23 protein-coding genes and 1 pseudogene are annotated in these 24979 nt (G+C 72.8%); 15 read left to right on the top strand and 9 right to left on the bottom strand.

Annotated elements, in window-relative coordinates:
- Nucleotides 1–13 precede the first annotated feature (13 nt).
- Both A0130_07600 and A0130_07595 read right to left on the bottom strand, forming a co-directional pair.
- Nucleotides 14–4690 carry a DEAD/DEAH box helicase gene (locus tag A0130_07600; GenBank protein ANF31555.1) on the bottom strand — a complete coding sequence of 1559 codons (4677 nt, stop codon included), beginning with the start codon at nucleotides 4688–4690 and terminating at the stop codon, nucleotides 14–16.
- Nucleotides 4691–4753: 63 nt separating this feature from the next.
- Nucleotides 4754–5404, bottom strand: a complete 651-nt coding sequence (locus tag A0130_07595) for a phospholipase (GenBank protein ID ANF31554.1) — start codon at nucleotides 5402–5404, stop codon at nucleotides 4754–4756.
- Between the two features lie 114 nt (nucleotides 5405–5518).
- Here A0130_07595 and A0130_07590 point away from each other — a divergent pair, with 114 nt between their 5' ends.
- The 4 genes from A0130_07590 (at nucleotide 5519) to A0130_07575 (ending at nucleotide 9368) form a co-directional block, all read left to right on the top strand.
- The gene (locus A0130_07590) at nucleotides 5519–6100 is read left to right on the top strand and encodes an ADP-ribose pyrophosphatase (protein ANF31553.1); all 582 of its coding nucleotides are present in this window, start codon (nucleotides 5519–5521) and stop codon (nucleotides 6098–6100) included.
- Between the two features lie 64 nt (nucleotides 6101–6164).
- Nucleotides 6165–7031: an alpha/beta hydrolase gene (locus tag A0130_07585; protein ANF31552.1), complete on the top strand. Its 867-nt coding sequence runs from the start codon at nucleotides 6165–6167 to the stop codon at nucleotides 7029–7031.
- A gap of 79 nt (nucleotides 7032–7110) precedes the next feature.
- On the top strand, nucleotides 7111–7608 hold the full coding sequence (locus A0130_07580; protein ANF33342.1) for a transcriptional regulator: 498 nt from the start codon (nucleotides 7111–7113) through the stop codon (nucleotides 7606–7608).
- Nucleotides 7609–7787: 179 nt separating this feature from the next.
- Nucleotides 7788–9368: a hypothetical protein gene (locus A0130_07575; GenBank protein ID ANF31551.1), complete on the top strand. Its 1581-nt coding sequence runs from the start codon at nucleotides 7788–7790 to the stop codon at nucleotides 9366–9368.
- 80 nt (nucleotides 9369–9448) lie between these two features.
- On the opposite strand, the gene A0130_07570 is transcribed toward A0130_07575, so the two are convergent.
- Entirely contained in the window at nucleotides 9449–11014 is a 1566-nt protein-coding gene (locus A0130_07570) for a DEAD/DEAH box helicase (protein ANF31550.1), read from the bottom strand.
- 262 nt (nucleotides 11015–11276) lie between these two features.
- On the opposite strand from A0130_07570, the gene A0130_07565 reads away from it, so the two are divergent.
- On the top strand, nucleotides 11277–13502 hold the full coding sequence (locus A0130_07565; protein ID ANF31549.1) for an AAA family ATPase: 2226 nt from the start codon (nucleotides 11277–11279) through the stop codon (nucleotides 13500–13502).
- Nucleotides 13503–13633: 131 nt separating this feature from the next.
- Here A0130_07565 and A0130_07560 read toward each other — a convergent pair whose 3' ends face one another.
- From A0130_07560 to A0130_07545, 4 genes are read right to left on the bottom strand one after another with little or no spacing between them, the layout of a single operon-like run.
- Nucleotides 13634–14311: a hypothetical protein gene (locus A0130_07560; protein ID ANF31548.1), complete on the bottom strand. Its 678-nt coding sequence runs from the start codon at nucleotides 14309–14311 to the stop codon at nucleotides 13634–13636.
- Entirely contained in the window at nucleotides 14308–14862 is a 555-nt protein-coding gene (locus A0130_07555; protein ANF31547.1) for a hypothetical protein, read from the bottom strand. The genes A0130_07560 and A0130_07555 overlap by 4 nt, the downstream gene beginning before the upstream one ends.
- A gap of 50 nt (nucleotides 14863–14912) precedes the next feature.
- A complete protein-coding gene (locus A0130_07550) occupies nucleotides 14913–16217 on the bottom strand; it encodes an RNA polymerase subunit sigma-24 (protein ID ANF31546.1) in 1305 nt (434 codons plus the stop codon).
- Nucleotides 16214–16531 carry a hypothetical protein gene (locus A0130_07545; GenBank protein ANF31545.1) on the bottom strand — a complete coding sequence of 106 codons (318 nt, stop codon included), beginning with the start codon at nucleotides 16529–16531 and terminating at the stop codon, nucleotides 16214–16216. The genes A0130_07550 and A0130_07545 overlap by 4 nt, the downstream gene beginning before the upstream one ends.
- 83 nt (nucleotides 16532–16614) lie before the next feature.
- On the opposite strand from A0130_07545, the gene A0130_07540 reads away from it, so the two are divergent.
- The 6 genes from A0130_07540 to A0130_07515 all read left to right on the top strand — a co-directional run bounded on the left by A0130_07540 (nucleotide 16615) and on the right by A0130_07515 (nucleotide 20417).
- Entirely contained in the window at nucleotides 16615–17127 is a 513-nt protein-coding gene (locus tag A0130_07540) for a hypothetical protein (protein ANF31544.1), read from the top strand.
- Nucleotides 17124–17711 carry a hypothetical protein gene (locus A0130_07535; protein ANF31543.1) on the top strand — a complete coding sequence of 196 codons (588 nt, stop codon included), beginning with the start codon at nucleotides 17124–17126 and terminating at the stop codon, nucleotides 17709–17711. The genes A0130_07540 and A0130_07535 overlap by 4 nt, the downstream gene beginning before the upstream one ends.
- A 40-nt stretch (nucleotides 17712–17751) precedes the next feature.
- Nucleotides 17752–18054 carry a hypothetical protein gene (locus A0130_07530; GenBank protein ANF31542.1) on the top strand — a complete coding sequence of 101 codons (303 nt, stop codon included), beginning with the start codon at nucleotides 17752–17754 and terminating at the stop codon, nucleotides 18052–18054.
- 15 nt (nucleotides 18055–18069) lie between these two features.
- The gene (locus A0130_07525) at nucleotides 18070–19242 is read left to right on the top strand and encodes a glucose dehydrogenase (GenBank protein ANF31541.1); all 1173 of its coding nucleotides are present in this window, start codon (nucleotides 18070–18072) and stop codon (nucleotides 19240–19242) included.
- Between the two features lie 140 nt (nucleotides 19243–19382).
- Complete coding sequence (locus tag A0130_07520) at nucleotides 19383–19871, top strand: hypothetical protein (protein ANF31540.1); 489 nt, start codon at nucleotides 19383–19385, stop codon at nucleotides 19869–19871.
- A gap of 48 nt (nucleotides 19872–19919) precedes the next feature.
- Nucleotides 19920–20417 carry a hypothetical protein gene (locus tag A0130_07515; protein ID ANF33341.1) on the top strand — a complete coding sequence of 166 codons (498 nt, stop codon included), beginning with the start codon at nucleotides 19920–19922 and terminating at the stop codon, nucleotides 20415–20417.
- 6 nt (nucleotides 20418–20423) lie between these two features.
- Here A0130_07515 and A0130_07510 read toward each other — a convergent pair whose 3' ends face one another.
- The gene (locus A0130_07510; GenBank protein ANF31539.1) at nucleotides 20424–21032 is read right to left on the bottom strand and encodes an acetyltransferase; all 609 of its coding nucleotides are present in this window, start codon (nucleotides 21030–21032) and stop codon (nucleotides 20424–20426) included.
- A 93-nt stretch (nucleotides 21033–21125) separates the two neighbouring features.
- On the opposite strand from A0130_07510, the gene A0130_07505 reads away from it, so the two are divergent.
- The 4 genes and pseudogenes from A0130_07505 to A0130_07490 all read left to right on the top strand — a co-directional run bounded on the left by A0130_07505 (nucleotide 21126) and on the right by A0130_07490 (nucleotide 24056).
- The gene (locus tag A0130_07505; GenBank protein ID ANF31538.1) at nucleotides 21126–21773 is read left to right on the top strand and encodes a hypothetical protein; all 648 of its coding nucleotides are present in this window, start codon (nucleotides 21126–21128) and stop codon (nucleotides 21771–21773) included.
- A 12-nt stretch (nucleotides 21774–21785) separates the two neighbouring features.
- Nucleotides 21786–22547: a hypothetical protein gene (locus A0130_07500; protein ANF31537.1), complete on the top strand. Its 762-nt coding sequence runs from the start codon at nucleotides 21786–21788 to the stop codon at nucleotides 22545–22547.
- Nucleotides 22544–23161, top strand: a complete 618-nt coding sequence (locus A0130_07495; protein ID ANF31536.1) for an allophanate hydrolase — start codon at nucleotides 22544–22546, stop codon at nucleotides 23159–23161. The genes A0130_07500 and A0130_07495 overlap by 4 nt, the downstream gene beginning before the upstream one ends.
- A pseudogene (locus A0130_07490) lies at nucleotides 23158–24056 on the top strand (allophanate hydrolase). The gene A0130_07495 and the pseudogene A0130_07490 overlap by 4 nt, the downstream one beginning before the upstream one ends.
- A 5-nt stretch (nucleotides 24057–24061) precedes the next feature.
- Here the strand turns inward: A0130_07490 and A0130_07485 are convergent.
- Nucleotides 24062–24934, bottom strand: a complete 873-nt coding sequence (locus A0130_07485) for a spermine synthase (GenBank protein ID ANF31535.1) — start codon at nucleotides 24932–24934, stop codon at nucleotides 24062–24064.
- Nucleotides 24935–24979 lie beyond the last annotated feature (45 nt).

The raw sequence follows: 24979 nt of genomic DNA, 5'->3' as shown, positions 1-24979 counted from the left end.
GTCACGCTGCGCCTCATCCGCGCAGCCGCAATCCGCGCGGTGTCGCGAGGAAGCCGGCCTCGGAGAGCGCGTCGCCCAGCGGCGAGCCCAGCACGAACTCGCCGTTGACCGTCTCGATCGCCAGCTTGTCGACCCGGCGAGCCGTGACCAGCGCGGCCAGGGCGCGCGCGGCGGCGCGCAGGATCGGGCCCGCCGTCTCGTCGGCGCCGTCGGCGGTCGGATCGACGAAGCACAGCAGGCTCTTGCCCCCGCGCTCGACGTAGAACGTCAGCTCACCGTCGACCAGCACGACGAGGGCGCCCGCCTTCCGGCCCGGACGGTGGCCGGTCCCGGTCTCGCCCGGGACGGCCGGCCAGGGGAGGGCGGCGCCGTACGCGTTGGCCGGGTCGGTCGCGGCAAGTGCGATCGCTTCGTTCGGCCGCTCCTGCGTGTGGTCGCGGGCGTACGACCGCAGCCTGTCCACGGTGGCGCCGCTCGCGAACTGCGCGGCACCGAGCGTCTCGATGAAGTAGCCCCGGCGCGCACGCCCGGTCTCCTCGAAGCCGCTCAGCACCTTGTACGCGAGGGCGAAGCCGCCCGGCGTGCCTTCGTTCATCACCGAGCCGCGCGTCACGACGCCGTAGCGATCGAGCAGCGTCTCGGCCTGCCCGTGGGCGCGGACGGTCGAGTCGAGGTCGCGCTCGGGCAGCAGCGACCAGCGCCCGGCGACGGTCGGAGGTCCCATCCGGGTGACCATCGCGGATCGGGTGGGGACACGTCCCCGGTACATGCGCGCACGGGTCGGCTGGCGCGGTCGCTTGTGCGCGCCGGAGCCGCCGGCGGTCAGGGTGCGCAGCGGGGCGAGGGTGTCGTTGGTGATGCGTCCCGCCCAGACGAGGTCCCAGAGCGCCGTCACCAGCTCCGAGTCGTCGATCGCCGAGCCCCGTTCGGTGCCGAGTGCGTCGGACAGCTGACGGAAGAAGTACCCGCCGCCGCGGCCGAGGGCGTCGAGGATGCCGCGCTGCAGCTCATCCGGCTCGTGGTCGGAGGGCGGATCGAGGGTCAGCGGGGCCGAGTCGGCGAGGTGCAGGCTGATCCAGCCGTCGTCGCCGGGGAGGCTGCCGTCACCGGCCCAGATCACCTCGCCCGTGGCGGTGAGCTCGTCGAGCATGGCCGGGCTGTAGTCCGAGACCCGGCTCGGCAGGATCAGCGACTCCCACGCCGAAGCGGGGATGCGTGCACCCGCCAGCTGCTCGATCACGGAGGCGACCGCATCCACTCCGCGGAGCGTGGATCCGACGTGCTGCCACTCCGGAAGGAAGCGCCCGAAGGTGGGGGTGTCGACCGGCTCGACCTCGTGCCGGAGCGCCGCGAGCGACATCCGCCGCAGGCGCCGCAGCACTTCGGCGTCGCTCCACTCGCTGCCCTGCGCGTGCGGGCGGAACTCGCCCTCGACCACACGCCCGTCGCGGGCGAGGCGGCGCAGCGCGTCGTGGACGATCGCCGGCCCGAGTCCGAGCCGCGACGCGATGTCGGCGGTCTCGAACGGACCGTGCGTGCGCGCGAACCGGCTCACGAGGTCGCCGAGCGGGTCGTCGACCGGCTCGATGAAGGCGAGCGGCACACCGATCGGAAGCGGCACGCCGAGCGCGTCGCGCAGACGCGAGGCGTCTTCGATGGCGGCGAACCGCTCGGTGCCCGCGATCGACACCGCGAGCGCGCGGTGGGTGTCGACCAGGGTGGCGAGGTGGGCGGCAGCCGCCGCGCGATCGGCGTGCGGCGCGGCGACCGGGGCGTCGGACTCGCTGTCAGCGCCTGTGGCGGCCGCTGCACCTTCCGCCTCCAGCCGCTCCGCGACCTCGTCCACCGAGAGCGGACCCAGCAGCCGCAGCAGGTCGGCCACGCCCTCCACGCCGCGCACGCGGCGCTCGGGCGCGAGTCGCTGCAGCTGGAGTTCCACCCGTTCGATGACCTGCGAGTCGAGCAGCTCGCGCAGCTCGGCCCGGCCGAGAAGTTCCGCGAGCAGGCCCGCGTCGAGCGACAACGCGGCCGCCCTGCGCTCGGCGAGCGGCCTGTCGCCCTCGTACATGAACGCAGCGACATATCCGAACAGCAGCGACCGGGCGAAGGGCGACGCCGTCTCGGTCGCGGCCTCGACCAGCCGGATGCTGCGCTGCTCGATCTGCTTGGCGACGTCGGTCAGCGCACCGAGGTCGTAGACGTCCTGCAGCACCTCGCGGATGGTTTCGAGGATGATCGGGAACGTCGGGTACTTGCGCGCCACATCCAGCAGCTGCGCGGCCTTCTGCCGCTGCTGCCAGAGCGGCGAGCGCTTGCCCGGGTTGTACTTCGGCAGCAGCAGCGCCCGGGCCGCCGATTCGCGGAACCGTGACGCGAACAGGGCCGACCCGCCGACCTCCGACGTCACCAGTTCGTCGAGCTCCTGCGGCTCGAAGACGAACAGCTCGCCGCCGGGCGGCTGCGCCTCGGTGTCAGGGATGCGCACCACGATGCCGTCGTCGGCCGCCATGGCCCCGGCGTCGATCCCGTACCGCTCGCGCACGCGCGCCTGCACCGCCAGCGCCCACGGCGAGTGCACCTGCATGCCGAACGGGGAATGCAGCACGACGCGCCAGTCGCCGAGCTCGTCGCGGAAGCGCTCGACCACCAGCGTCCGGTCAGTCGGCACGTGACCCGTCGCCTCCTTCTGCTCGCGGAGGAAGGCCAGCAGATTGTTGGTCGCCCAGGCGTCGAGCCCGGCCTCGACGCAGCGCAGTTCGGCGTCGGCGGGGGAGGCGGTGCTCAGCTCGCGGGTGAAGGCGCCGACCGCGCGCCCCAGTTCGGCCGGCCGTCCGATCCCATCGCCCTTCCAGAACGGCAGCCGCCCGGGCTCGCCGAACGCCGGCGTCACGAGCACGCGGTCGTGGGTGATCTCCTGGATGCGCCAGCTGGTCGAGCCGAGGGCGAACACGTCGCCGACGCGCGACTCGTAGACCATCTCCTCGTCGAGCTCGCCGACCCGGCTGGCCTTCTCGCCGACCATGTAGACGCTGAACATCCCGCGGTCGGGGATGGTGCCGCCGCTCGTCACCGCGAGCCGCTGCGCGCCCGGCCGGCCGGTCAGGGTGCCGGTGTCGCGGTCCCAGACGATGCGCGGCCGCAGCTCGGCGAACTCGTCGGACGGGTAGCGCCCGGCGAGCAGGTCGAGCGTCGCGTCGTAGGCGCTCCGCGGGAGGGTCGCAAAGGGAGCGCTCCGACGCACCGCGTCGAACCAGTCGTCCGCGTCGACCGGTTCGAGCGCGACGGCCGCCACGGTCTGCTGGGCGAGGATGTCGAGCGGGTTCGCCGGCACCTTGAGCGACTCGATGAGCCCGGCCGTCATCCGCTCGGTGGCGACCGTGGAATGGATGAGGTCGGCCCGGTGCTTCGGGAAGACCACACCGCGCGAGATCTCGCCGACCTGGTGGCCGGCGCGTCCCACCCGCTGCAGCCCGCTCGCGACCGACGGGGGTGCCTCGACCTGGATCACCAGGTCGACCGCACCCATGTCGATGCCGAGCTCGAGGCTGGAGGTGGCCACCACGCAGCGCAGGCGGCCCGACTTCAGATCATCCTCGATGAGGGCCCGCTGCTCCTTGCTGACGGAGCCGTGGTGGGCTCGGGCCAGCACCAGCGTGTCCTCATCGGCGACGGCCTGCGAGCCGCGGGTCTGCCCGGAGCCGCCCATGAGCTCGGCAGGCGCGCGTCGCGCACCGGCCTCCTCGACCTCGCCGCCCAGCAGCCGCTCCTCGTAGATCTCGTTGAGGCGTGCGGTCAGACGCTCGGCCAGACGCCGCGAGTTCGCGAACACGATCGTGGACCGGTTCTCGAGCACGCGGTCGACGATCGCCTCCTCGACGTGCGGCCAGATCGATCCCGCCTGGGGTGGCGAGCCGTCTCCGGGGTTCTCGCTCGCGTAGGTCGACGTGCCGAGCTCGCTCATGTCCTCGACGGGCACGACCACGCGCAGATCGAAGCGCTTGCCGGCGGGAGGCGCGACCACCTCGACGGGTGCTTGCCCGCCCAGGAACCGCGCCACCTCCTCCGGCGGCCGCACCGTCGCCGAGAGGCCGATGCGCTGCGCCGGCTTCTCGAGCAGCTCGTCCAGCCGCTCCAGCGACAGCGCGAGGTGCGCGCCGCGCTTCGTCGAGGCGACCGCGTGCACCTCGTCGACGATGACCGTCTCGACCGAGGTCAGCGTCTCGCGCGCCTGCGACGTCAACATGAGGAACAGCGACTCGGGCGTCGTGATCAGGATGTCCGGCGGGCTGCTCAGCAGCGCCCGGCGATCGGAGGCCGGCGTGTCGCCCGACCGCACGCCCACGCTGACGTGCGGGGGCTCGGCCCCGAGCCGCTTCGCGGTCTGCGTCACGCCGACGAGCGGCGCACGGAGGTTGCGCTCGACATCGACGCCCAGCGCCTTGAGCGGCGAGATGTAGAGGACGCGCGTGCCCGGCTTCGCGTCGGCGGCCCGCGGCTCGCTCGCCAGCCGGTCGATCGCCCACAGGAACGACGCCAGGGTCTTGCCCGAACCGGTCGGCGCGATCACCAGCGCGTGCTTGCCGTGCGAGATCGCCTCCCATGCGCCTTCCTGTGCGGCCGTGGGCGCGGCGAAGGCCCCGCGGAACCACTCGCGGGTCGCGGGGGAGAATCGGTCGAGCACGTTGCTCATCCCTCCATCCTCCACCCGACCACCGACACTGTCAGGGCCGTCGGCCGGACCTGTGGAGAACGCTCAGCGAGGCAGATGCGTGCGGATGAAGGAGGAGATGTCGCCGAGCTCCGTGGGGGAGATCGCGTGCCCCATCCCCTCGTAGATGCGTGCGTCGAGGGCCGTGTGCTCCGGCAGCCACGCGGTGGTGCGGTCGAGCGACGAGGCGGGGATGGTGTCGTCGAGCGTGCCGCGCCCCCAGAACACCGGCACGGGCGCCTCGGCCAGGTCGGCGTCGCCCGACTGCTCGCCCTTCACCACGAATCCGGAGAGCTGCACGGCGTAGTCGAACCGCTCGGGCGCCAGCCGGAGCAGCTGGAGGGCCATCGCGCCGCCCTGCGAGAAGCCGAGCAGCCCGGTCGGCGTCGCCGGCTGGTCGTCGAGCCAGTCCAGCACCGCGCGCGCGGCGGCGTCCGCATTGCCGGCGAGCGGATCGCCGGGGACGTTGGTGAAGCGCGAGAACCACGCGAAGCCAGGCCCCTCGGGGATGGGCGCCCGCAGGGACGCGATCACCGGCTCCAGCGGCAGATAGGCCGCGATGCCGAAGAGATCGGCCTCGTCCGACGCGTAGCCGTGCATCAGGACGAGCAGCGGACGGCCGGCGCGGTCGCGTTCGGACGCGGACCACAGCACGGCATCGCGGTCGATGCGCAGGTCGGGAGCGGGAAACGGCACCCTCCATTCTGCGCCGGATCCGCGAATCGTCCACAGCCCCCGTCGGAGTGCCGCCCATCCACAGATCCGGCTGTGCCCCGTAGACGCGGTGATCGCCTTCCGTAGGATTCATGCATGAGCGTTCGCACCCCGGATCCGGATCCCACCCCCGACCCGCTCCCCGGCGACGGCCCGCAGCCCGGCCCGGCGTGGCTGTCCGACCTCGAGCTGGCGCAGATCCGCGGGCGCCTGCCCCTGTTGTACGTCGAGGCGGTGCCGATCCGGGTGGATGGGCTCGGGCAGGTCACGGAGGTCGGCATCCTGTTGCGTGCCAACGCGGTCGGCGAGATCACGCGCACGCTGGTCTCCGGGCGCGTGATGTACGGCGAGACGCTGCGCGAGGCGCTGTTCCGGCACCTCGAGAAAGACCTCGGGCCGATGGCGTTCCCGCAGCTGCCGGCGAGCCCGGTGCCGTTCCAGGTGGCGGAGTACTTCCCGCTGCCGGGCGTCTCCCCCTATGTGGATGAGCGTCAGCATGCGGTCTCGCTGGCGTATGTGGTCCCCGTGACGGGAACGTGCGAGCCGCGGCAAGACGCCCTGGAGCTGACGTGGATGACGCCGGAGGAGGCGACGTCCCTCACCGTGACCGAGGAGCTCGAGGGCGGCCGCGGCGCGCTCGTCAAGGCGGCGATGGCCTCCCTGGGGCGCATCGGCTGACCGATTTCGGGTGACTTCTGGTTTTTGCTTGCGTCATAAAGCTAATGGGATTAGCTTTATGGCTATGAACACTTCCGTCGATTCGCAGGTGCACTTCCTGCAGCGTCCCGAGGGACGCGTGAGCTACACCGTCGAGGGGCGCGGGCCGCTCGTCGTCGCGGTCCCCGGCATGGGCGACCTCCGCTCCAGCTTCCGCGAGCTCGTCGCTCCGCTCGTGGACGCGGGCTTCCGGGTCGCGGTCACCGACCTGCGGGCGCATGGCGACTCGGACGTCACCTTCCGCGAGTTCGGCGACCTGGCGACGGCGGGCGACCTGATCGCCCTCATCGAAGAACTCGGCGCCCCCGCGGTCGTGCTGGCCAACTCCATGGGCGCGGCCGCCGCGGCGTGGGCGGCCGCCGAGCGGCCGGAACTGGTCGCGGGCCTCGTCTTCTACGGTCCGCTCCTGCGCGATCCCGCGATGGGACGCGGCGCCACCGGGCTGCTGCACCTGATGTACCGTGCGATGTTCGTGCGCCCGTGGGGAGCGTCCACCTGGGCCGGCTACTACCGCCGCACATTGAACCGCGGACGGACCGCGCCGTGGCTCGAGGAGCACGTCGCCGCCATTCGCTCGTCGCTCTCGCAGCCGGGCCGGCTGGCGGCCTTCCGCCACCTGACGCTGCAGCTGACCCATGCGCCCGTCGCGCCGCGGGTGCGCGAGGTGCGGGTTCCGATGCTCGCGTTCGTCGGCGACCTGGACCCCGACTACCGCGACATCGAGGCCGAGCGCGCGTGGATGCGGGAGCAGGGCGTCGAGGTCGCGCGTGTCCCCGAGGCGGCCCATTATCCGCACGCGCAGCGGCCGGACCTCACGGTCGCGCCGACGCTGGCCTTCGTGGAGTCTCGGCGGGCGGCCGACGGGACGGCGTGGGTGGGGCCCAATGCCTAGGGCCGGGCTGACCCGGGCCGCCGTCACCGCCGTCGCGGTGGATGTCGTGGACGAGGGCGGGACCGCCGGCTTCGACACGCTGACCCTCGCGGCGGTGGCCGGGCGTGCCGGCGTCGCGGTGCCGAGCCTGTACAAGCACGTCGCGTCGCTCGGCGACCTGCGCCGGCTGGTCGCGACGGAATCCGTCGCCGAGCTGACCCGGACGCTCGCGGCCGCGACGATCGGGCGAGCCGGCCCGGATGCCATCCGCGCCGCGGCGGACGCACTGCGCGACTTCGCCCGCCGTCATCCCGGGCGCTATGCGGCGACCCAGGTGGCGGCGGACCGCTCCGATCCGGCGGATCACGAGCTCAGCGCGCGGTCGGCCGAGACGCTCGGCGTCCTCGCCGGAGTGCTGCGCGGCTTCGGCCTGCCCGACGATGAGCTGGTGGACGCGGTCCGGATGCTGCGCAGCGCCATCCACGGCTTCGTCGTCCTCGAACTCGGCGGCGGGTTCGGGCTGCCGGACGACCTCGACCGCAGCTACGCCGTGCTCGTCGAGGGCGTCATCGCCGGCGTCGAGCGCCTGGCCCGCTGAGCCGCGGCTGTCGCGGGTGCTCCTGCCCTCGAACCGCGGTTCCGCCGGCGTCGCGGAATAGCATTCGTTACCTCTAGCTGCTCGTCATGATTGCGAGCCGCCTTCGTCTTCTTCAGTAGACGATATCGTCCACTGGCAGCGGAGAGGCCCTGCTTGGTGGCGTCCAGGCAGGTAATCTCATGTTCAAATCCGTCTTTCTCGGTACCCCGTCGCGTTTGTCAGTGGCTGTTCTCACGTTCGCTGTCACCGTCCTCGCGGCACTCGCTGCTCTAGGCCGCGCGACCTTCCCGGCGGTTCTGGGCCAGGCCCCTCACCCCGACGGCGACCGGTACCTCTGTCAGCTCGGCTCCGACCAGATCCAGCCGGACCTCGCGAACGCACCGCGATACTGGTCGTTCGCTCTGCTTCAGTGGCACCACACGGGCATACCTCAGCAGCGGGACTGCACCTCGTATCCGACATCGCAGGTCCCCCTCCTGAAGGCACTCGAGTGGTTTTCGTCCACGGTTTCTGGACGTCCTGGAACGCTCGACTTCAGCTGGTTGGTCCTTGCCAACGCCATCCTCATCGGAGTCATTGCCGGACTCTTGGCCGTCGCGCCGCGGCGGGCATCGCTGCTCGCGCGGTCGATCGCCTGCGCCGGTCTGGTGACCATCCTGAGCGACCCGATCTTCGCCGCCTATGCGGCCGGACCGATGGGCGAGTATGTGGGACTTGTCGGCATTGCGTTGCTAGCCGTAGGAGCCGCGTTCTACGCTGCCTCCGGAATTCGACAGCCGGTGGGCGTCGTGATGGTCGCGGCGGGAGGGCTCCTCACGCTGACGTCCAAGGTGCAGGCGGTCACCATACTCATCCCGTTGGCCGTCATGCTTTTGCTGGTGCCCATCGGATGGCGGTCGGGTCGGAGGGTGTCCAGGATCCGTCTTCGCCAAGTCCTGCGGATATTCGTGACCCGCATCGTCGGGGCCGCGCTCATCGCGGTCTTCGCCATCGTCGGCTCCTGGATGCTCGCGAACAACCCCAAGAAATTCCAGCAGATCAACCCCTGGGAGCTCATCTCGGTCGGTATCCTCGGTCACAGCCAGACGCCCGGCGACGATCTGGTCGAAATGGGATTCCCGCGCGAACTCGACAAGTATGCGGGCAAGACGGCCGGTGACGAGAATTCCATCATGTTCGCGCCGGCGTGGAACATGTACGCGGACAAGATGACCTACGGGACCGTCCTCGCATTCTTAGCCCATCATCCGGACCGGATCTGGCCGCTTATCGAAACAGCGTCAAACGACTTCTTTGTCGCCCAGCCGCGCTACCTGGGCGCCAACCAGCCCGGTAACGGTCCTGCGCAGGAACCGGCGTTCTCCCTGATGGCAGCCGTGGGTAGGTCCGCGGGAGGGCTGCTCGAGTTCGTGGGTGCCGGTCTCATCGTCGCCGTCGCTGCTGGGATCGCCTGGCGCCGCGGTAGTCCGGGGTCCTCAGCACGCGCGTACGCCGTCGCCGCCCTCTTGATGGTAGGCGTGACATTCGTCCAGTTCTTCACGGCAGCCTTCGGCGAGGCGATCGAGAACACGAAGCACCTGGTCTTCGCCATCCTGGCGAGTGCCTTGGCCGTGCCGTTCGTGATCGCCTCGTTCTTGCAGCCGCCCCGGGACGACCGCACGCCCGTCGTCAGCGGGGAGGGCATCGCGGACGCCGGAATCGCAAGCCGTCGCGACTTCGATCCCGACCTGGCCGCGACCGAGACCGCGACCTCGACCTGACGCCCCACCCCCCCGAATACACGAAGAGTGCACGCCGGACCAGGTCCGGGCGTGCACTCTTCGTGTAGTGGTTGGAGGGATCAGCCCTGCGCGCGACGGGAGCCGCGGCCGCGACCCGTCGAGGCGTCGGCGCGAGCGGCCGTCGGGCGCGCGCCGCCGCCGGAGCGGCCGCCGTCGCGCGAGCCGGAGCCGGCTTGGGCGCCGCGGTGCTGACCGCCGCCGTGCGCGGCGGAGGTCTGCTGCGCCGGACGCTGGCCGCGGCGACGCGAGCCGCCGTTGCCCGTCCCGGAGCCGGCCGTCGAGCCGTTCGCGCGGCCGGAGCCGCCACCCGCGCCGGAGCCGCCGTTCCCGCGGCCCGCGCCGCCGTTGCCTGCGCCGCCGGCGCGCCGCGCCCGCTTCCGTTGCGCGTTCGCGCCCTGCGACGTCCCGCCGCCGCCCGCGGTCCGCTGGACCGGCGCCGGCGCCACCTTTGCGGCGACGTCGCCCACGAGCTCCGTCACGACCGGCGAGGTCGCCGTCACGCGCTGCGGGGCCGCGGAGATCGCCGCCTTGCGCAGCAGCGTGCGCACGTCGTCCGCCTGCGCGGACAGCATCACGGTCACCACGTCGCCCGCGCTGCCCGCGCGAGCCGTGCGTCCGGAGCGGTGCAGGTACGCCTTGTGCTCCGCCGGCGGGTCGACGTGGACCACGAGCTCGACGTTGTCGACGTGCACGCCGCGCGCGGCCACATCCGTCGCCACCAGTACCTTGACGCTGCCGTCGCCGAACGCCGCCAGGTTGCGGTCGCGGGCGTTCTGCGCGAGGTTGCCGTGCAGGTCCACGGCCGGGATGCCGGACGCGGTCAGCTGCTTGGCGAGCTTCTTCGCCTGGTGCTTGGTCCGGGTGAACAGGATGCGGCGGCTGGTGCCCGACGCGAGCGCCTCGACCAGCGCCTTCTTCTCGTCGGGGGTGTCCACCTGCAGCACGTGGTGCGTCATCGCCTCGACCGGGCTGGTCTCGTCGTCGACCGAGTGCAGCACCGGGGAGTGCAGGAAGCGGTTGACGATCTTGTCCACGCCGTTGTCGAGCGTCGCCGAGAACAGCAGGCGCTGCCCGTCGGCGGGCGTGGCGGAGAGGATGCGGGTGACGACGGGCAGGAAGCCCAGGTCGGCCATGTGGTCGGCCTCGTCGAGCACGGTGATCTCGACCGCGTCCAGGGAGACGAAGCCCTGCTTCATGAGGTCCTCGAGGCGGCCGGGGCACGCGACGAGGATGTCGACGCCGGCCTTCAGCTCGGCGACCTGCTTGTTCTGCGAGACGCCGCCGAAGACGGTCGAGACGCGCAGCGAGTAGGCGTCGGCCAGCGGGCGGAACGTCGCGGCGATCTGCGTCGCGAGCTCGCGGGTCGGGGCGAGCACGAGGGCCAGCGGGTGTCCAGGGCGGCGGCGACCGCCGGCGAGGACGGTCCCGAGGCGGGAGACGAGCGGTAGGGCGAAGGCGATGGTCTTGCCCGAGCCGGTCTTGCCGCGGCCGAGCACGTCCTTGCCCGCGAGGGCGTCAGGGAGCGTGTCCGCCTGGATGGGGAACGCCGTGGTCTTGCCGTCGGCCGCGAGGGCGGCGACGAGCGGGGCGGGGACGCCCAGCTCGGCGAAAGTCGTTGAAGTCATGGGGGTGCCTTTCCGGCAGGGGCCCGGCGCGGCGTCGTGCCGCGGCGGGTCGGGGTGGCGAGCGCGCCGAACAGCGCGATCGTTCGCCGTATGAAGAGAAGCGTGCGGGGCAAGTGGCCCTGCGCAACGCGAAGCGTTCTACGACGCAGCGGGCGACGATCGGCCCGCAAGCAATCAGTCTAGGGCATGCGGCCGTACGACTGCTGGGAGCGTCCACCCATCCGGAGGTCGTAGACTGTCGGCCCGGAAACGAAGGGCGGCCATGGGCGTGCAGGAGTCGGAGCTCGATCGCGAACGCGCCGTGGTCTCGGGGCTGTATGAGCGGCTGGATCAGCTGCGCGCCGAGACCGAGGAGCGGCTCTCCCGCGTGCGCCGTGACAGCGTCGGCAGCAACCACCAGGCCCGCAGCGAGCGGGACGCGTTCGCGCGACTCTACGAGGACCAGCTGACCCAGCTCCGGGATGTGGATGCGCGGCTCGTGTTCGGCCGCCTGCTGCTGGAGGAGCCCATCGACGGCTCCGACCACCGGTACATCGGCCGCATCGGCTTGCGCGACGACGACCAGCGCTCGCTGCTGGTCGACTGGCGTGCGCAGCAGGCCGGCGCCTTCTACCAGGCGACCGCGAGCGAGCGGATGGGCGTGCGCGCCCGCCGCCACCTCACGATGTCCGGCCGCCAGGTGACCCGCATCGATGACGAGGTCTTCGACGAGGCGCTCCTGGACGGCGACGGCGCGGGGGAGCGGGTGCAGGGCGAGGGCGCCCTGCTCGCCGCCCTGACCGCGCAGCGCACCGGGCGGATGCACGACATCGTGGCGACCATCCAGGCCGAGCAGGACCGCATCATCCGCTCCGATCTCCGCGGCGCGCTGGTCGTGCAAGGCGGTCCGGGGACGGGCAAGACCGCCGTCGCGCTGCACCGCGCCGCCTACCTGCTGTACGCGAACCGCCAGCGGCTGAGCGCGTCCGGTGTGCTCGTCGTCGGTCCGTCGACCGCGTTCCTCCGCTACATCGAGGCGGTGCTGCCGTCCCTCGGCGAGACCGGCGTGGTCATGTCGAGCCTCGGCGAGCTGTTCCCGGGGGTGGAGGCGACGGCCGAGGATGCGCCCGAGGCGGCGGCGCTGAAGGGGTCGGCGCAGATGGCGCGCCTGCTGCAGCGCGCGGTGAGGTCGCGGCAGAAGGCGCCGGAGGAGGCGCAGACGATCGTCGTCGACAACGAGCGCCTGGTGGTCGATCCGGCCCTCATCCACCGGGCCATCGCCAAGGCGCAGCGCACCGGCAAGCCGCACAACGTGGCGCGCGTCACCTTCGTGAAGGCCGCGCTGTCAGAGCTGACCGACCAGCTCGCCGCGCAGCTGCGGGCCGGCGGCTCCACGATCGACGACGCCGACCTGAAGGTGCTGCGGGAGGACCTGCGCACCTCGTACGACGTTCGCGTCCTTCTCAACACGGCCTGGCTCCCGCTGACCCCGCAGAAGCTCCTGCAGGACCTCTTCGCGCGTCCCGCGTGGCTCGCGGAGCTGACGCCGCGCTGGTCGGCGCAGCAGCGGCAGGCGCTGATGCGGGAGCGGACCGCGCCGTTCACGGTGTCGGATGTGCCGCTCCTGGACGAGGCCGCCGAACTGCTGGGCGACTTCCCCGGCCGCGCCGACCCGGCCGACCGCGAGCGGGAGCGCCAGCGCAAGCGGGACCTCGAGAACGCGCGGGCCGCCATCCGGAACATGGGCGTGCAGGGCCTGGTCAGCGCTGAGCAGCTGGCCGACGGGTTCGCCGAGCAGGTCGACCGCGGTACCACCGCCGAGCGCGCCGCCTCCGACCGAAGCTGGACGTACGGACACGTGGTCGTCGACGAGGCGCAGGAGCTGTCGCCGATGCAGTGGCGGGTGCTGGTGCGCCGCTGTCCGATGAAGTCGTTCACGATCGTCGGCGACATCGCGCAGGTGGCCTCGGCCGCCGGGGCGACGAGTTGGCAGGAGGCGCTGGGCCCGGTGTTCAAGGACGCCTGGCGTCTCGAGGAGCTGACGGTCAACTACCGCACGCCCGCCCAGATCACGCGCGAGGCCGAGCGGATCGCCGCGGATGCCGGGCTCCCGATCACGCCGACGCGAGCGGTGCGCGAGGGCGACTGGCCGATCCGGCGCGTGGATGCGGACGCACCGGACGCGCTCGGCGTCGCCGTCGCGGATGCGGTCGCCCACGACCGCGGCATCGACGACCAGGGGACGCTCGCGGTGATCACGACCGCGGCCGACCTGCCCGTGGTCGCCTCCGCGGTCGCGGAGCGCTTCGGGGATGCCGCCGGTCGCGGGGCCGCGGGCCTCACGCGACCGATCGCCGTGCTGACCGGCTACGAGGCGAAGGGCCTGGAGTTCGACGCGGTCGTGCTGGCCGATCCCGACGCGCTCGCCGCCGAGTCGCCGCGCGGCGCCGCCTCTCTCTACGTCGCTATGACGCGCCCGACGCAGCGCCTCACCCTCGTCGCCCGCTGACCCTGCGCAACCAACCACCCCACCCGGGCCCGCCATTCGTCACGAATGAGCGCCATTCGTGACGAATGAGCGCCATTCGACACGAATGGGGGAGGGGTGGGCGAGGATTCGATGCGCCCCTCACGCGCCCCTCACGCGCCGGCGTAGCGCTCGCCGACCGGGATCTCGACCGGCAGCGTGTTGCCCGCCTGCGCCAGCGGGCACGCCCACGCCGGGTCGTACGCGCACGACGGGTTGTAGGCGAAGTTGAAGTCGAGCACGAGCGACGCCTCACCGTCTCCCGCGTCGAGCCCCAGGTCGGCGCCCTTGATCGTGTCGATCAGGTAGCGTCCCCCGCCGTAGGTGCCGCCCGGGCGGCCGGCGAGCGAATCCTTGACCGGCACGAACAGGCCGCCGCCGTAGGACGCCAGCCGCCACACATCGAGCGTGCCGGCAAACGGTATGCGCACCGTGCCGAGCAGCTCGAACGGCACGACGCCGTCGGTGCCGGTCTCCACGTCCATCCGCTTCGGCTCCGCGGCCGGCTGGATGGGCAGCTCGAACCGCCATTCCGGGTCGTACGGCACCACGGGCAGCCCGGTGAACCGGTCCCGGTCCTCCGGCAGCAGCGGGGATGCGGGATGCGATGCGAACAGGTCGTTGCGGCACGAGATCCAATGGGCGTGCGCCTCCGCCGGGTCGTGCGCGGCGAGGCGGCGTACGGACGCGTACAGCGCGAACACGCGCCGCCGCCAGTCGGCCGTCTGCACCGCCGTCACGGCACGGGTGTCGCTCGCCGCATCCCTCGGGGGCTGCTCCACGCTGGTCATCTCTCCACCGCTCCCGTCTCCGGCTGCTCGTCCGCCGGGCGTACCTCCGGATCGTAGGCCCAGGTGGGGGCCAGCCGCTTGAGGCGCACGCCGCGCCACTGCCAGAACGCCCACATCGCGTACCAGGCGATCGGCGTGAGAGCGCCCGCTTTCACGATCAGCTGGTCGCGGTACAGCGTCCGCAGCCGTCCCTCCTCGTCCGGACCGGCGGGGTCGGGCGCGATCGCCATCCGGTGGTCGAGGTGCGGGATCGCCGCGAGCGCGCCGCCGGTCCCGCCGCCGCTGTCGCGCAGGATGCGCGTCCCGCTCTCCCGGGGATCGGTCGACCGCAGCGTGTCGAGCCGGATGGCCTGCGTCCCGACGGTGAACGCCCCGAGCGCCTTCACCTTCACCCGGTGCTCGGCGCCCCACCGCGTCGGGAACCCGCCGGGCTCCTCCGACCGGAAGTCGAGCCACGGCATCGCCACCTCGCGGAACGCGGTCGGGCTCTGCAGGGCGCGCCAGGCGGCGTCGGGGTCGCAGTCGAGCAGGAGCTTCAGCAGCACACGCATGCTCCCAGTGTCGCTCCCTCAGCCGCGGATGGGATCGGTGGATGCGCGACTCAGAGGCATTCCGCGGCTCGCGCGAGCAGCAGGTCCCGTTCTCGGGCGTTGTCGGTCATGGCGGCCGCGCGCTCGAACTCCTGCCGCGCATCCTCACGCCGCCCGAGCCGCAGCAGCAGATCGGCGCGCACCGACGGGAGCAGGTGGTACGACGACAGGGCGCCCTCGACGGCGAGACGGTCCACCACCTCCAGCCCGGCTTCCGGCCCGTAGGCCATGGACAGAGCGACGGCGCGATTGAGTTCGACCACGGCCGACGGCCGCAGCGAGGCGAGCGCGCCGTAGAGCGCGACGATCTCCTCCCAGTCGGTCGCGTCCGGCGTCGCGGCCGTCGCGTGGCAGGCCGCGATGGCCGCCTGCAGCGCGTACGGCCCGCGACTCACCGGCGGTCGCCGGGTCACGCGGAGCGTGTCCGACCGGTCCAGCGCGGCCAGGCCCCGCCCGATGAGGACGCGGTCCCAGCGCGTGCGGTCCTGGTCCTGCAGCAGGATGGGCGACCCGTCCTCCGTCGTGCGCGCGCCGAGCCGGGACGCCTGCAGCTCCATCAGCGCCACCAGACCGTGCACCTCCGGCTCCCGCGGGGTCAGCTCGGCGAGCACGCGGCCCAGCCGCAGCGCCTCGCGGCACAAGTCGGGACGCATCCAGTCGTCGCCCGCGGTGGCCGAGTAGCCCTCGTTGAAGATCAGGTAGACGACCTCCAGCACCGACGCCAGCCGTTCGGCGAACTCGGCCCGCTCGGGAACCTCGAACGGCACCCCGGCCGCGCTCAGCGTCTTCTTGGCGCGCACGATCCGCTGGGCCATCGTCGACGGCGGGACGAGGAACGCGCGCGCGATCTCCTCCATCGAAAGGCCGCCCAGCATCCGCAGCGTCAGCGCGACCCGCGACGCCTGCGGGAGGACGGGATGGCACGCGACGAAGACGAGCCGCAGCAGGTCGTCGCCGATCGGCTCCTGCGCTGCCCGGGCGGGGTCGTCGCGGCCGAGCTCCTGCTCCAGGTCGTGCGCGATGGCGGCGTAGCGGTCGTCCAGGCGCTCCCGGCGGCGCCAGCCGTCGACCGCACGGCGCTTCGCCACCGTCGTCAGCCAGGCGCCGGGGTTGCGCGGGATGCCGGACTCCGGCCACTGCTCCAGCGCCGCGACCAGGGCATCCTGGGCCAGCTCCTCGGCGAGTCCGACGTCGCCGGTGGAGCGGGCCAGCCCGGCGATGAGCCGGCCCGACTCGATGCGCCACACCGACTCGACCGCCCGCCGGGCCTCGGCCGTGCGGTCGTGCGCATCCGCCCTCGTCCCCTCGCCGCTCATCGACCGTCGTCGCCCGTCACGCGGCGCACCTCCACGGTCCCGGACGCCAGCGGCAGCCGCCGCGCCCACTCCAGCGCCTCGTCCTCGCCGGCCGTCTCGACCATCCAGAACGCGCTCACGCCGCTGACGGCCACGCGGCTCAGGATGCGCTCCTCGCCAGCGCAGCGGACGCTCGCCCCCGCGCTCGCCGGCTCCAGCGCGTCCGCCGCGAGCAGCACGCCCGCGCGGACCAGCTCGGCGCGGTACCGGTCGAGCTCCGGCCGCGCGGCGGCCGACCCGGCCTCCTCGCCGAGCGCCATCAGCACGAATCGCATGGTCCCATCCTCTCTTCGCGCGCCGGGCGCGTATACAGACACGTCGAACCCCGACGGCCCGTTTCGACAACGGTGACGGTGGTCTGCGCTACAACGGGAGCATGGCGATCCGTTACTGGCTGGGAGTGGTGCAGCACGACCACGTGCTGCGCGGGGTCGCCGGCGGCTTCGCCCAGGTCAACCACGGGGCGCGCGGTCCGCTCGAGTGGATGGGCCCCTCCGACGGGTTCGTCTACTACTCGCCGCGTGCCTCCTACCCGGACGGCGAGCCGCTGAAGCAGTTCACCGCGGTGGGCCGCGTGGCCGACGACGACGTGTTCCAGGTGACGCAGGGCCCCTCGATGACCGGGCCGGCGGGCGACTTCAAGCCGTGGCGCCGCCGCATCGACTGGGACCACGACGCCGTGCCGACACCCATCCGCCCGATGCTCGGGATGCTCGACTTCACCCGCGACCGACCCGACTGGGGCTACCAGCTGCGGCGCGGCGTCATCGAACTGACGCGGCACGACTTCGAGCTGATCCGGCGCCAGATGCGTCCGTCGCCGGGGGAGGCGCGACCACGTCGGAGCGGCCGAACTACGATGGCCCGGTGACCGACTCCCGCACCGCCTCCATCCCCGACGCCCACCGCCAGGCCAAGTACCAGGTGCGGTTCGACTGGGGAGTCGACGGGCTGGATGCCGTGGCGCACGATGCCGATGTCGTCGTGTGGGTCGACGCCCTCGCCGACGGGACGGAGCGACCTGCGCTCCCCGGCGACGGCGCGGCCCTCGCCGCGGGCCTCACGGACGCGGAAGCCGTCGCGCGGTGGATCCTCGACGAGCAGGTCCGTCTGGGCCGCCGCACCATGGTCGCGCTCGTCGCCGCGGGCGACACGACCGCCACGGGCGGACCGCGCTTCGCCGTGGAGGACCTCCTCGCCGCCGGCGCCGTCGTCGACGCCCTGGCCGCCCTCGGCATCGACTACGCGTCGCCCGAAGCCGCCGCCGCGTGCGCCGCGTTCACAGGTCTCCGAGGCGCCGCCGTGCACCTCCTCACGGCGTCCGTCTCCGGGCAGGAGCGGCTCGCCGCGGGCGTGCCGCTCGCCGAGATCGCCGCGTCCGGGCGCCTCGGCGCCTCCGACGCTGTGATGGTGCTGCGAGCCTCCCGGCAGAGCGGTGCGCGCCGCGCGGAATGAATCAGCGCCGGGGTACGTTCGCCCGGACAGGAGGTTTTACATGAAAGCCGTGCTGAACGACACCGTCATCGCCGAGGCCCCGCAGGAGGACCTCATCCGCATCGAGGGCAACTGGTACTTCCCGCCCGCGAGCGTGAACTCCGAGTACCTCGTCGAGAGCGCCACCCCGTACACGTGTCCGTGGAAGGGCGAGTGCCAGTACTTCTCCGTGAAGTCGGACGACGGCCTGCTGCAGGACCGCGCCTGGAGCTATCCCACGCCGTACCCGAGCTCGTTCGACCGGGTCGGCAAGGACTACAGCAACTACGTCGCGTTCTGGAAGGACGTCCGCGTCGTCGACTGACGACCCGGGCGCGACATGATCCGCACCGGCCGCCGCCCAGGGCTCCTCGCCCTGGCGGCGGCCGCGCTCGTCCTGGCGGGATGCTCGTCGCCGGCCCCGGAGCCGGACCCGACGGTCACCCGCACGCCGACCGCGACGCCGCGGCCGACCGGCACCTCGGCGGCCGTCGCCGCCATCCCGTGGCAGCCCAGCGGGCAGACGACCGAGCTCGAGACCGGCCTGGACGCCCCGTGGTCGGTGGTGCCGCTCGCGAACGGCTCCGCGCTGATCAGCGAGCGCGACTCCGGCCGCATCCGGGAGCGGCTCCCGCAGGGAGGCCTGCGAGTGGCCGGGACCGTGCCCGGCGTGGTGCACGACGGGGAGAGCGGGCTGCTCGGCCTCGCCGTCCGGTCGACGGACGCGCCCACCGAGCTCTACGCCTACGTCACCACCGCCGACGACAACCGGGTGGTGCGGATGCCGCTCAGCGGATCGCCGGGCTCGTACGCGATCGGGGCACCTGCTCCCGTGCTGACGGGCATCCCGAAAGCGGGCAACCACGACGGCGGCCGCATCGCCTTCGGTCCCGACGGCATGCTCTACATCACGGCCGGCGACGCGTCGAATCCGGCGAACGCGCAGAACGTCGGCTCGCTCGGCGGCAAGATCCTCCGCGTCACCCCCGACGGCCAGGTGCCGGCCGACAACCCGTTCGCCGGCTCGCCGGTGTGGACGTACGGGCACCGCAACCCGCAGGGCTTCGGCTGGGATTCGCGCGGCACCATGTGGGCGTCCGAGTTCGGCCAGAACACCTGGGACGAGCTCAACATCATCCGGCCCGGCTCGAACTACGGCTGGCCGGTCGTCGAGGGCGTCGGCGGCGATCCCGCGTACACCGACCCCGTCTACCAGTGGCCGACCTCGGCCGCGAGTCCGAGCGGGCTCGCTGTGCTCGGCGACACCGTGTTCCTCGCAGCGCTCCGCGGCCAGCGGCTCTGGACGGCCTGGCCGACCGATGGCGCCGCCCCGGTCACCGCCGCCCCGTTCTTCGAGGGCGCCTTCGGCCGGCTCCGGGATGTGGTGGCCGTCGGTGACCGCTTGTGGCTCCTGACGAACAACACGGATGGACGCGGATCCCCGCGCACAGGCGACGACCGGCTGGTCGAGGTGCGACTCACTCCCGCCCAGGCTGTCAAGCGCCCGGGATGAACCTCGTCTGCGGGTAGTCTTGGGGGGTCACACCGATCGGGAGCAGAACCCTGAGCATCATCCTCGGATACGATCCGACCACCCTGCGCGAACGCGTCGATCTGCGCGCTGCCGGCGAGCGTCTTGAGGAGCTCGGCAGCCTGCGCAGCCTCAGCGCGCTCAACGAGAAGGCGGTGCTGCTGCGTCTGCTGGGCCGGCTCGACGAGGCGTACGACGTGGCCAACGAGGCCGTGCGACAGGCGCGCTTCACGGGTGATCGCGAGCAGCTGCTCGGCGCGCGTGTTCGCAGAGCGCAGGTTCTGCAGTACGAGGGCAAGGCGGACGAGGCCATCGTGGAGCTGACGGGCTGCGTGGACGAGGCGCGCGGCCGCGAGTGGACAGCGCTCGAGGCATTCGCCATCCAGAATCGCGGCAAGGTGTACTTCGACACCGGAGACTTCGAGAACGCGCTCGCCGACATGACCGCCGCCGTCTTCCTGCGCGAGAAGCTGGGCGCGTCCCCGGCCGAGATCCAGGCGGCGCTGACCGCCGTCGCGGTCGTCCAGTCGGCCCTGGACGCCCAGCGCGGCTCCTCGGACGCCCCCGCTGCAGGCGCTCCCGGCGCCGAGACGGACACCGATCGCGCGTAGGATGCACGGCATGGAGCAGTGGAGCGCTTCGGAGAGGAGCCGTGCTTGATGGCCGAGCTCGAGCGCGTCCGGCGCTGGGCTGACGCCCTCATCGCGCTGCACCTCGACCCGTCCGTCTGGACCTTCGGCTTCGACAACGCCAAGACCCGTGCCGGGCTCTGCAACTACACGTCGAAGCGCATCACCGTCTCCCGCTACCTGGCCGCGCGGTACGAGGACGACGAGATCCACCAGATCCTCCTGCACGAGGTCGCTCACGCGCTCGCCGGACCGCGTGCCGGGCACGGACCGCGCTGGCGGGCCATTGCGCTCGACCTCGGCTACGAGGGCAAGCGACTCCACGGCGGGGCCATCGCGGACGACCTGGCGCCGTGGGTGGGCACCTGCCCGAACGGGCACACGCACTACCGCTACCGCAAGCCAGCGAGGGCGCTCGCGTGCGGCGCGTGCTCGCGCCGGTTCGACGCCGCGAACCTCATCTCGTGGCAGCACCGCGAGGTGTCGCCCGCTCAGCGCCGCGTCGCCGCGGCGGCCGCCGCCGAGTAGGAGCGGTCAGGCCCGCGTGGCCCCGATCCGCTCGTCGAGCGCGTCCCGAACGGCCGGCCACTCCTCGCTGAGGATCGAATACACCGCCGTGTCGCGCCAGGTCCCGTCGGCGCGGCGCTGGGTGTGCCGCAGGACGCCCTCGTAGCGTGCCCCCAGCCGGACGATCGCTGAGCGCGAGCGGTCGTTGAGGACGTCCGCCTGCAGCTTCACCCGCTCGAACCCGTGGTCGAAGGCGGTGCCGAGCAGCAGCCGCTTGGTCTCGGCGTTCACGCGGCCGCCCCATGCCTCGGGCGCGTACGCCGTCCAGCCGATGTGGGCGGACTCGTTGACCAGGTCGAAGTCGCCGAGCGTCGTCGTCCCGACCAGCCGATCCCCGTCGCGCAGCACGACGGCCGTGACGTTGCTGCGCTCCCAGTCGAGGTAGCCGAGGATGAAGTCGCGCCACTCCTCGTACGTGTCGCGGTACGCCGCGGGGCCGCCGCCCCAGCCCCCGGCGAAGACCTCGGGATGCCCGATGGCGTCGAAGAGGTCCGGCAGGTCCGCCTGGGTCAACGCGCGCAGCAGCACCGTCGGTCCTTCGAGCGTCGCCTGCGGATCGGGCCGTGTCGCGGTCATCCGCCCAGTATGCCGCAGCGCGTCCGCACGGCCGCGGCCGGGTAGGGTGTACGGGCGATGGAAGCGTTGATCACCAGGCAGACCGGACAGTGGATGGAGCCCGTGGACGGCCAGCGCTGGTGGTTCGACTCGGGCTCGCTGGCCCTCGACTTCGCTCACACCGCTGGCGGCGACGACGCGGGCGGCCATCGCGAGCTGCTGCCCGACGCCGCCGTGCTGAACGACTGGCTGATCGAGCGCTTCCCCGAGGTCGCGCCGACGGCGGGGGACCGCGAGTTCCGCGACGCGAGCGCCCTACGTGCCGCGATCGCGCGCCTCGCCCGGCACGCCAGCCTCGGAGAGACCCTCCCACCGGACGACGTCGATGTGGTGAACCTCTTCGCGGCGACGCCCGACATCCCGCCGGTGCTCGCCGGCGGCGGTCGTCAGGCGGGCCGCACCAACGCCCGCCCGCACCAGGCCCTCGGCTCCATCGCCCGCGACGCCGTCCGTCTGTTCGGCCCGGACGTCGACGGCCGCATCCGCGAGTGCTCGGCCGACGACTGCGACCTCGTCTACCTGGACACCTCCCGCAGCGGAACGCGCCGCTGGTGCTCGATGCAGCGCTGCGGCAACCGCGCGAAAGTTCGGGCGCACCGGGCGCGGTGGAGCTCAAGGGCAGCGCGGAGCGGTGCCGCGACCCCAGCGCCGAGGGAGCCTGCGACCGAGGTAACGGAAGCTGCCACTGACGGCCACCGTTGAGACAATAGGCCTATGCCGCACTCCATCGACCTCAACAGCGACCTCGGGGAGTCGTTCGGCGCCTGGTCGATGGGCGACGACGCCGCCCTGCTGCGGCTCGTGTCCAGCGCGAACGTGGCTTGCGGATTCCACGCCGGGGACGCGTCCACGATGCTCGCGACGTGCCGTGAGGCCGCGGCTGACGGCGTCACCGTCGGCGCGCACGTCTCGTACCGCGACCTGGCCGGCTTCGGCCGCCGCTCGATGGACGTGCCGCCAGGCGAGCTGCGCGACGAGGTGCTGTACCAGCTGGCCGCGCTGACCGGCCTCGCCCGCGTCGCCGGCACCGCCGTGCGCTACGTCAAGCCGCACGGCGCCCTCTACAACCGCATCGTCCACGACGAGGCCCAGGCGAACGCCGTCGTGGACGCCGTGGTCGCCTTCGATCCGTCGCTCGCGCTGCTCGGCCTCGCTGGTTCGGCCGTGGAGCGCGCGGCCGGTGAAGCGGGCGTGCGGTTCGTCCGCGAGGCCTTCGTCGACCGCGGCTACCGGGCCGACGGCACCCTCGTGCCGCGCACCGAGCCGGGCGCCCTCCTGTCCGACGCAGACGCGATCGCCGACCGCGCGGTGCGGATGGTGACCGACGGCCGCGTGACCGCGGTCGACGGGACGGAGCTCGACGTCGCCGTCGACTCGCTCTGCGTCCACGGCGACACCCCCGGCGCGGTCGCGATGGCGCGCGCCGTGCGCGAGGCGCTCGCCGCATCCGCTGTCGCCGTGGAGCCGTTCGCGTGAGCCGTCGCATCCTCCCGTACGGCGACCACGCGCTGCTCGTGGAGCTGGACGATCTGGATGCCGTGCTCGCCCTGTTCCGCGGCCTGGAGGCGAGCCGTCCGGCCGGTGTGGTCGACGTGGTGCCTGCGGCCCGGACCATCGCCGTCGTCGTGCAGCCGCGCATCCTGCCGCTCAGCGTCGCCACCGCGTGGATCGAGGGTGCCGAGCCGCTGCCGGCCCCGCCCACGGAGGTCGGTGTGGTGGAGCTCGCCGTCCGCTACGACGGCGCGGACCTCGCCGAGGTCGCACGTCTGACGGGGCTCTCCGAGGCCGACGTGATCGCCTTCCACACCGGCCGCTCCTGGCAGGTCGCCTTCGGCGGGTTCGCGCCGGGATTCGCCTACCTCGTCCCCGACGGCGACCCGCTCGACGTGCCGCGCCGATCCACCCCGCGCACCGCGGTGCCGCCGGGCGCCGTCGGCCTCGCCGGGGCCTTCAGCGGCGTCTACCCGCGCTCGAGTCCCGGCGGCTGGCAGCTGATCGGGACGACGGACGCGGTGCTCTGGGACGAGACCGCCGACCCGCCCGCGCTCCTGCGCCCGGGTGCCGTGGTCCGATTCCGGGAGGCGACATGAGCGGGGGCGTCCGCATCCTGAGCCCCGGCCCGCTCGCCCTGCTACAGGACCTCGGGCGCCCCGGCCTCGCCGCGCTCGGCGTCGGCGCGTCCGGCACGCTCGACCGCGGCGCGCTCCGTCTGGGCAACCGCTTGCTCGGCAACGCCGAGGGCGCCGCCGGCGTCGAGGTGCTGCTCGGCGGTTTCGAGGCCCGCTTCGAGCAGGACACGTGGTTCGCGGTCACCGGCGCCACCGGCACTCTGCTGCTCGACGGCCGCCCGGTGGATGCTCACCAGGCTGTCCGCGCGGCCGCCGGCCAGGTGCTCCGCATCGGCACGGCCGAGACCGGGATGCGCTGGTACCTCACCGTGCGCGGCGCTATCGCGGCGCCGCCCGTCCTCGGCTCTCGCTCGCGAGACACACTCGCCGGTCTCGGCCCCGCGCCGCTCGCCGCGGGCGACCTGCTCCCCGTCGGCACCCCTCCGGCACCGACGTCCCCCTGCTCGACTTCGTGCCCGTCGCCGATCACACCCCGGGGCTCGTCGAGGTGCGCGCTCACCGCGGTCCCCGCGCCGACTGGTTCACCGACGCGGCCCTGGAGGCGTTCTTCACCGTGGAGTGGCGCGCCGGCCAGGACAGCGACCGCATCGGCATGCGCCTCGACCCGCCCGCGACGGCGCGGCACGCCATGGAGGCGACGGCGCCCCTGCTCGAGCGCGTCGCCGACCGGGAGCTTCCGAGCGAGCCGATGGTCGCCGGAGCCGTGCAGGTGTCGCCCGACGGACGCCCGACCGTGCTGCTCGCCGACCACCCGGTCACCGGCGGCTACCCCGTGATCGCCGTGGTCGCGGACGGCTCGCTCGACGCCTTCGCGCAGCTGCGGCCCGGGCAGGGCGTGCTGTTCCGGCACGCCTGACCGGCTCAGTCCCGCCGCGTCCCGCTCTGGAAGATGCTGCGTGCGGGCGTCGGTGAGGGCACGCTGGTCGCGTCCGTCACGATCGGCGCCCCGGCCGCGAACGTCCGCAGCTCCTCTCCGGCCACGGCCTTCGCCGGGTGCGGGCCGCTCGCCAGCAGCCGCGGCAGCCACTCCAGCGGCAGCGGCGAGTTGGATCCGACCAGCACCACGTTCCCGAACCGTCGGCCCTTGAGCACCTGCGTCTCGGCCAGCGCGGCCACGTTCTCCACCACAGCACCGAGCGTCGACACCTGGCTGCGCGCGAAGGTCAGCGGCGGGCCGTCGGCCACGTTCACGAGCACGATCCCATCCGGCTTCAGCAGCGAGACGGCCGACCGGTAGAACTCGACGCTCGTGACGTGAGCGGGTGTCCGCGACCCGCTGAAGATGTCGACGACCAGCAGGTCGACCGAGCCGCGCAGCCCGGCGGGCAGCTTGCCGACCACCTCGCGGGCGTCGCCGTGGCGGATGCGGATCTGCGCGTAGCGGGGGAGCGGCAGCTGCTCGCGCACCAGCTCCACCAGCTTGCTCTCCAGCTCGACGACCTGCTGCCGCGACCCCGGGCGGATGTACGCGATGTAGCGGGGGAGCGTGAGGGCGCCGGCGCCCAGGTGAACAGCCGTGATCGGCTCCCCGGGCTCGCCGATCAGGTCGATGACGTTGCCCATCCGCTGCACGTACTCGAAGAACAGCTGCGAGGGGTCGTCGAGGTTCACGTGCGACTGCGGCGTCCCGTCCACGACGAGCTGGTAGGCGCCGGGCACGAACCGGTCCGGCTCAACGGTGGCGAGGTAGCCGCTCTCGGAGAGGGTGACGGACGGGTTCTGCGAGGCGGGCACGCGGCCAGCCTAGTCGCGCTCCTCCCGCACCCCGCCCGATCTCCA

Origin of the sequence: Leifsonia xyli, from assembly GCA_001647635.1 — a bacterium.
Taxonomy (GTDB): domain Bacteria; phylum Actinomycetota; class Actinomycetes; order Actinomycetales; family Microbacteriaceae; genus Leifsonia; species Leifsonia xyli_A.
The sequence above is the reverse complement of the archived record's forward strand: the minus strand, read 5'-3'. Positions and strand labels throughout refer to the sequence as shown.

What these genes read in the sequence shown, in the direction of transcription:
- A0130_07600 (ANF31555.1), bottom strand. Translation starts at nt 4,690, where the DNA reads ATGAGCAACGTGCTCGACCGATTCTCCCCCGCGACCCGCGAGTGGTTC.
- A0130_07590 (ANF31553.1), top strand. Translation starts at nt 5,519, where the DNA reads ATGAGCGTTCGCACCCCGGATCCGGATCCCACCCCCGACCCGCTCCCC.
- A0130_07585 (ANF31552.1), top strand. Translation starts at nt 6,165, where the DNA reads ATGAACACTTCCGTCGATTCGCAGGTGCACTTCCTGCAGCGTCCCGAG.
- A0130_07575 (ANF31551.1), top strand. Translation starts at nt 7,788, where the DNA reads ATGTTCAAATCCGTCTTTCTCGGTACCCCGTCGCGTTTGTCAGTGGCT.
- A0130_07570 (ANF31550.1), bottom strand. Translation starts at nt 11,014, where the DNA reads ATGACTTCAACGACTTTCGCCGAGCTGGGCGTCCCCGCCCCGCTCGTC.
- A0130_07565 (ANF31549.1), top strand. Translation starts at nt 11,277, where the DNA reads ATGGGCGTGCAGGAGTCGGAGCTCGATCGCGAACGCGCCGTGGTCTCG.
- A0130_07560 (ANF31548.1), bottom strand. Translation starts at nt 14,311, where the DNA reads ATGACCAGCGTGGAGCAGCCCCCGAGGGATGCGGCGAGCGACACCCGT.
- A0130_07555 (ANF31547.1), bottom strand. Translation starts at nt 14,862, where the DNA reads ATGCGTGTGCTGCTGAAGCTCCTGCTCGACTGCGACCCCGACGCCGCC.
- A0130_07550 (ANF31546.1), bottom strand. Translation starts at nt 16,217, where the DNA reads ATGAGCGGCGAGGGGACGAGGGCGGATGCGCACGACCGCACGGCCGAG.
- A0130_07545 (ANF31545.1), bottom strand. Translation starts at nt 16,531, where the DNA reads ATGCGATTCGTGCTGATGGCGCTCGGCGAGGAGGCCGGGTCGGCCGCC.
- A0130_07530 (ANF31542.1), top strand. Translation starts at nt 17,752, where the DNA reads ATGAAAGCCGTGCTGAACGACACCGTCATCGCCGAGGCCCCGCAGGAG.
- A0130_07525 (ANF31541.1), top strand. Translation starts at nt 18,070, where the DNA reads ATGATCCGCACCGGCCGCCGCCCAGGGCTCCTCGCCCTGGCGGCGGCC.
- A0130_07515 (ANF33341.1), top strand. Translation starts at nt 19,920, where the DNA reads ATGGCCGAGCTCGAGCGCGTCCGGCGCTGGGCTGACGCCCTCATCGCG.
- A0130_07510 (ANF31539.1), bottom strand. Translation starts at nt 21,032, where the DNA reads ATGACCGCGACACGGCCCGATCCGCAGGCGACGCTCGAAGGACCGACG.
- A0130_07505 (ANF31538.1), top strand. Translation starts at nt 21,126, where the DNA reads ATGGAGCCCGTGGACGGCCAGCGCTGGTGGTTCGACTCGGGCTCGCTG.
- A0130_07500 (ANF31537.1), top strand. Translation starts at nt 21,786, where the DNA reads ATGCCGCACTCCATCGACCTCAACAGCGACCTCGGGGAGTCGTTCGGC.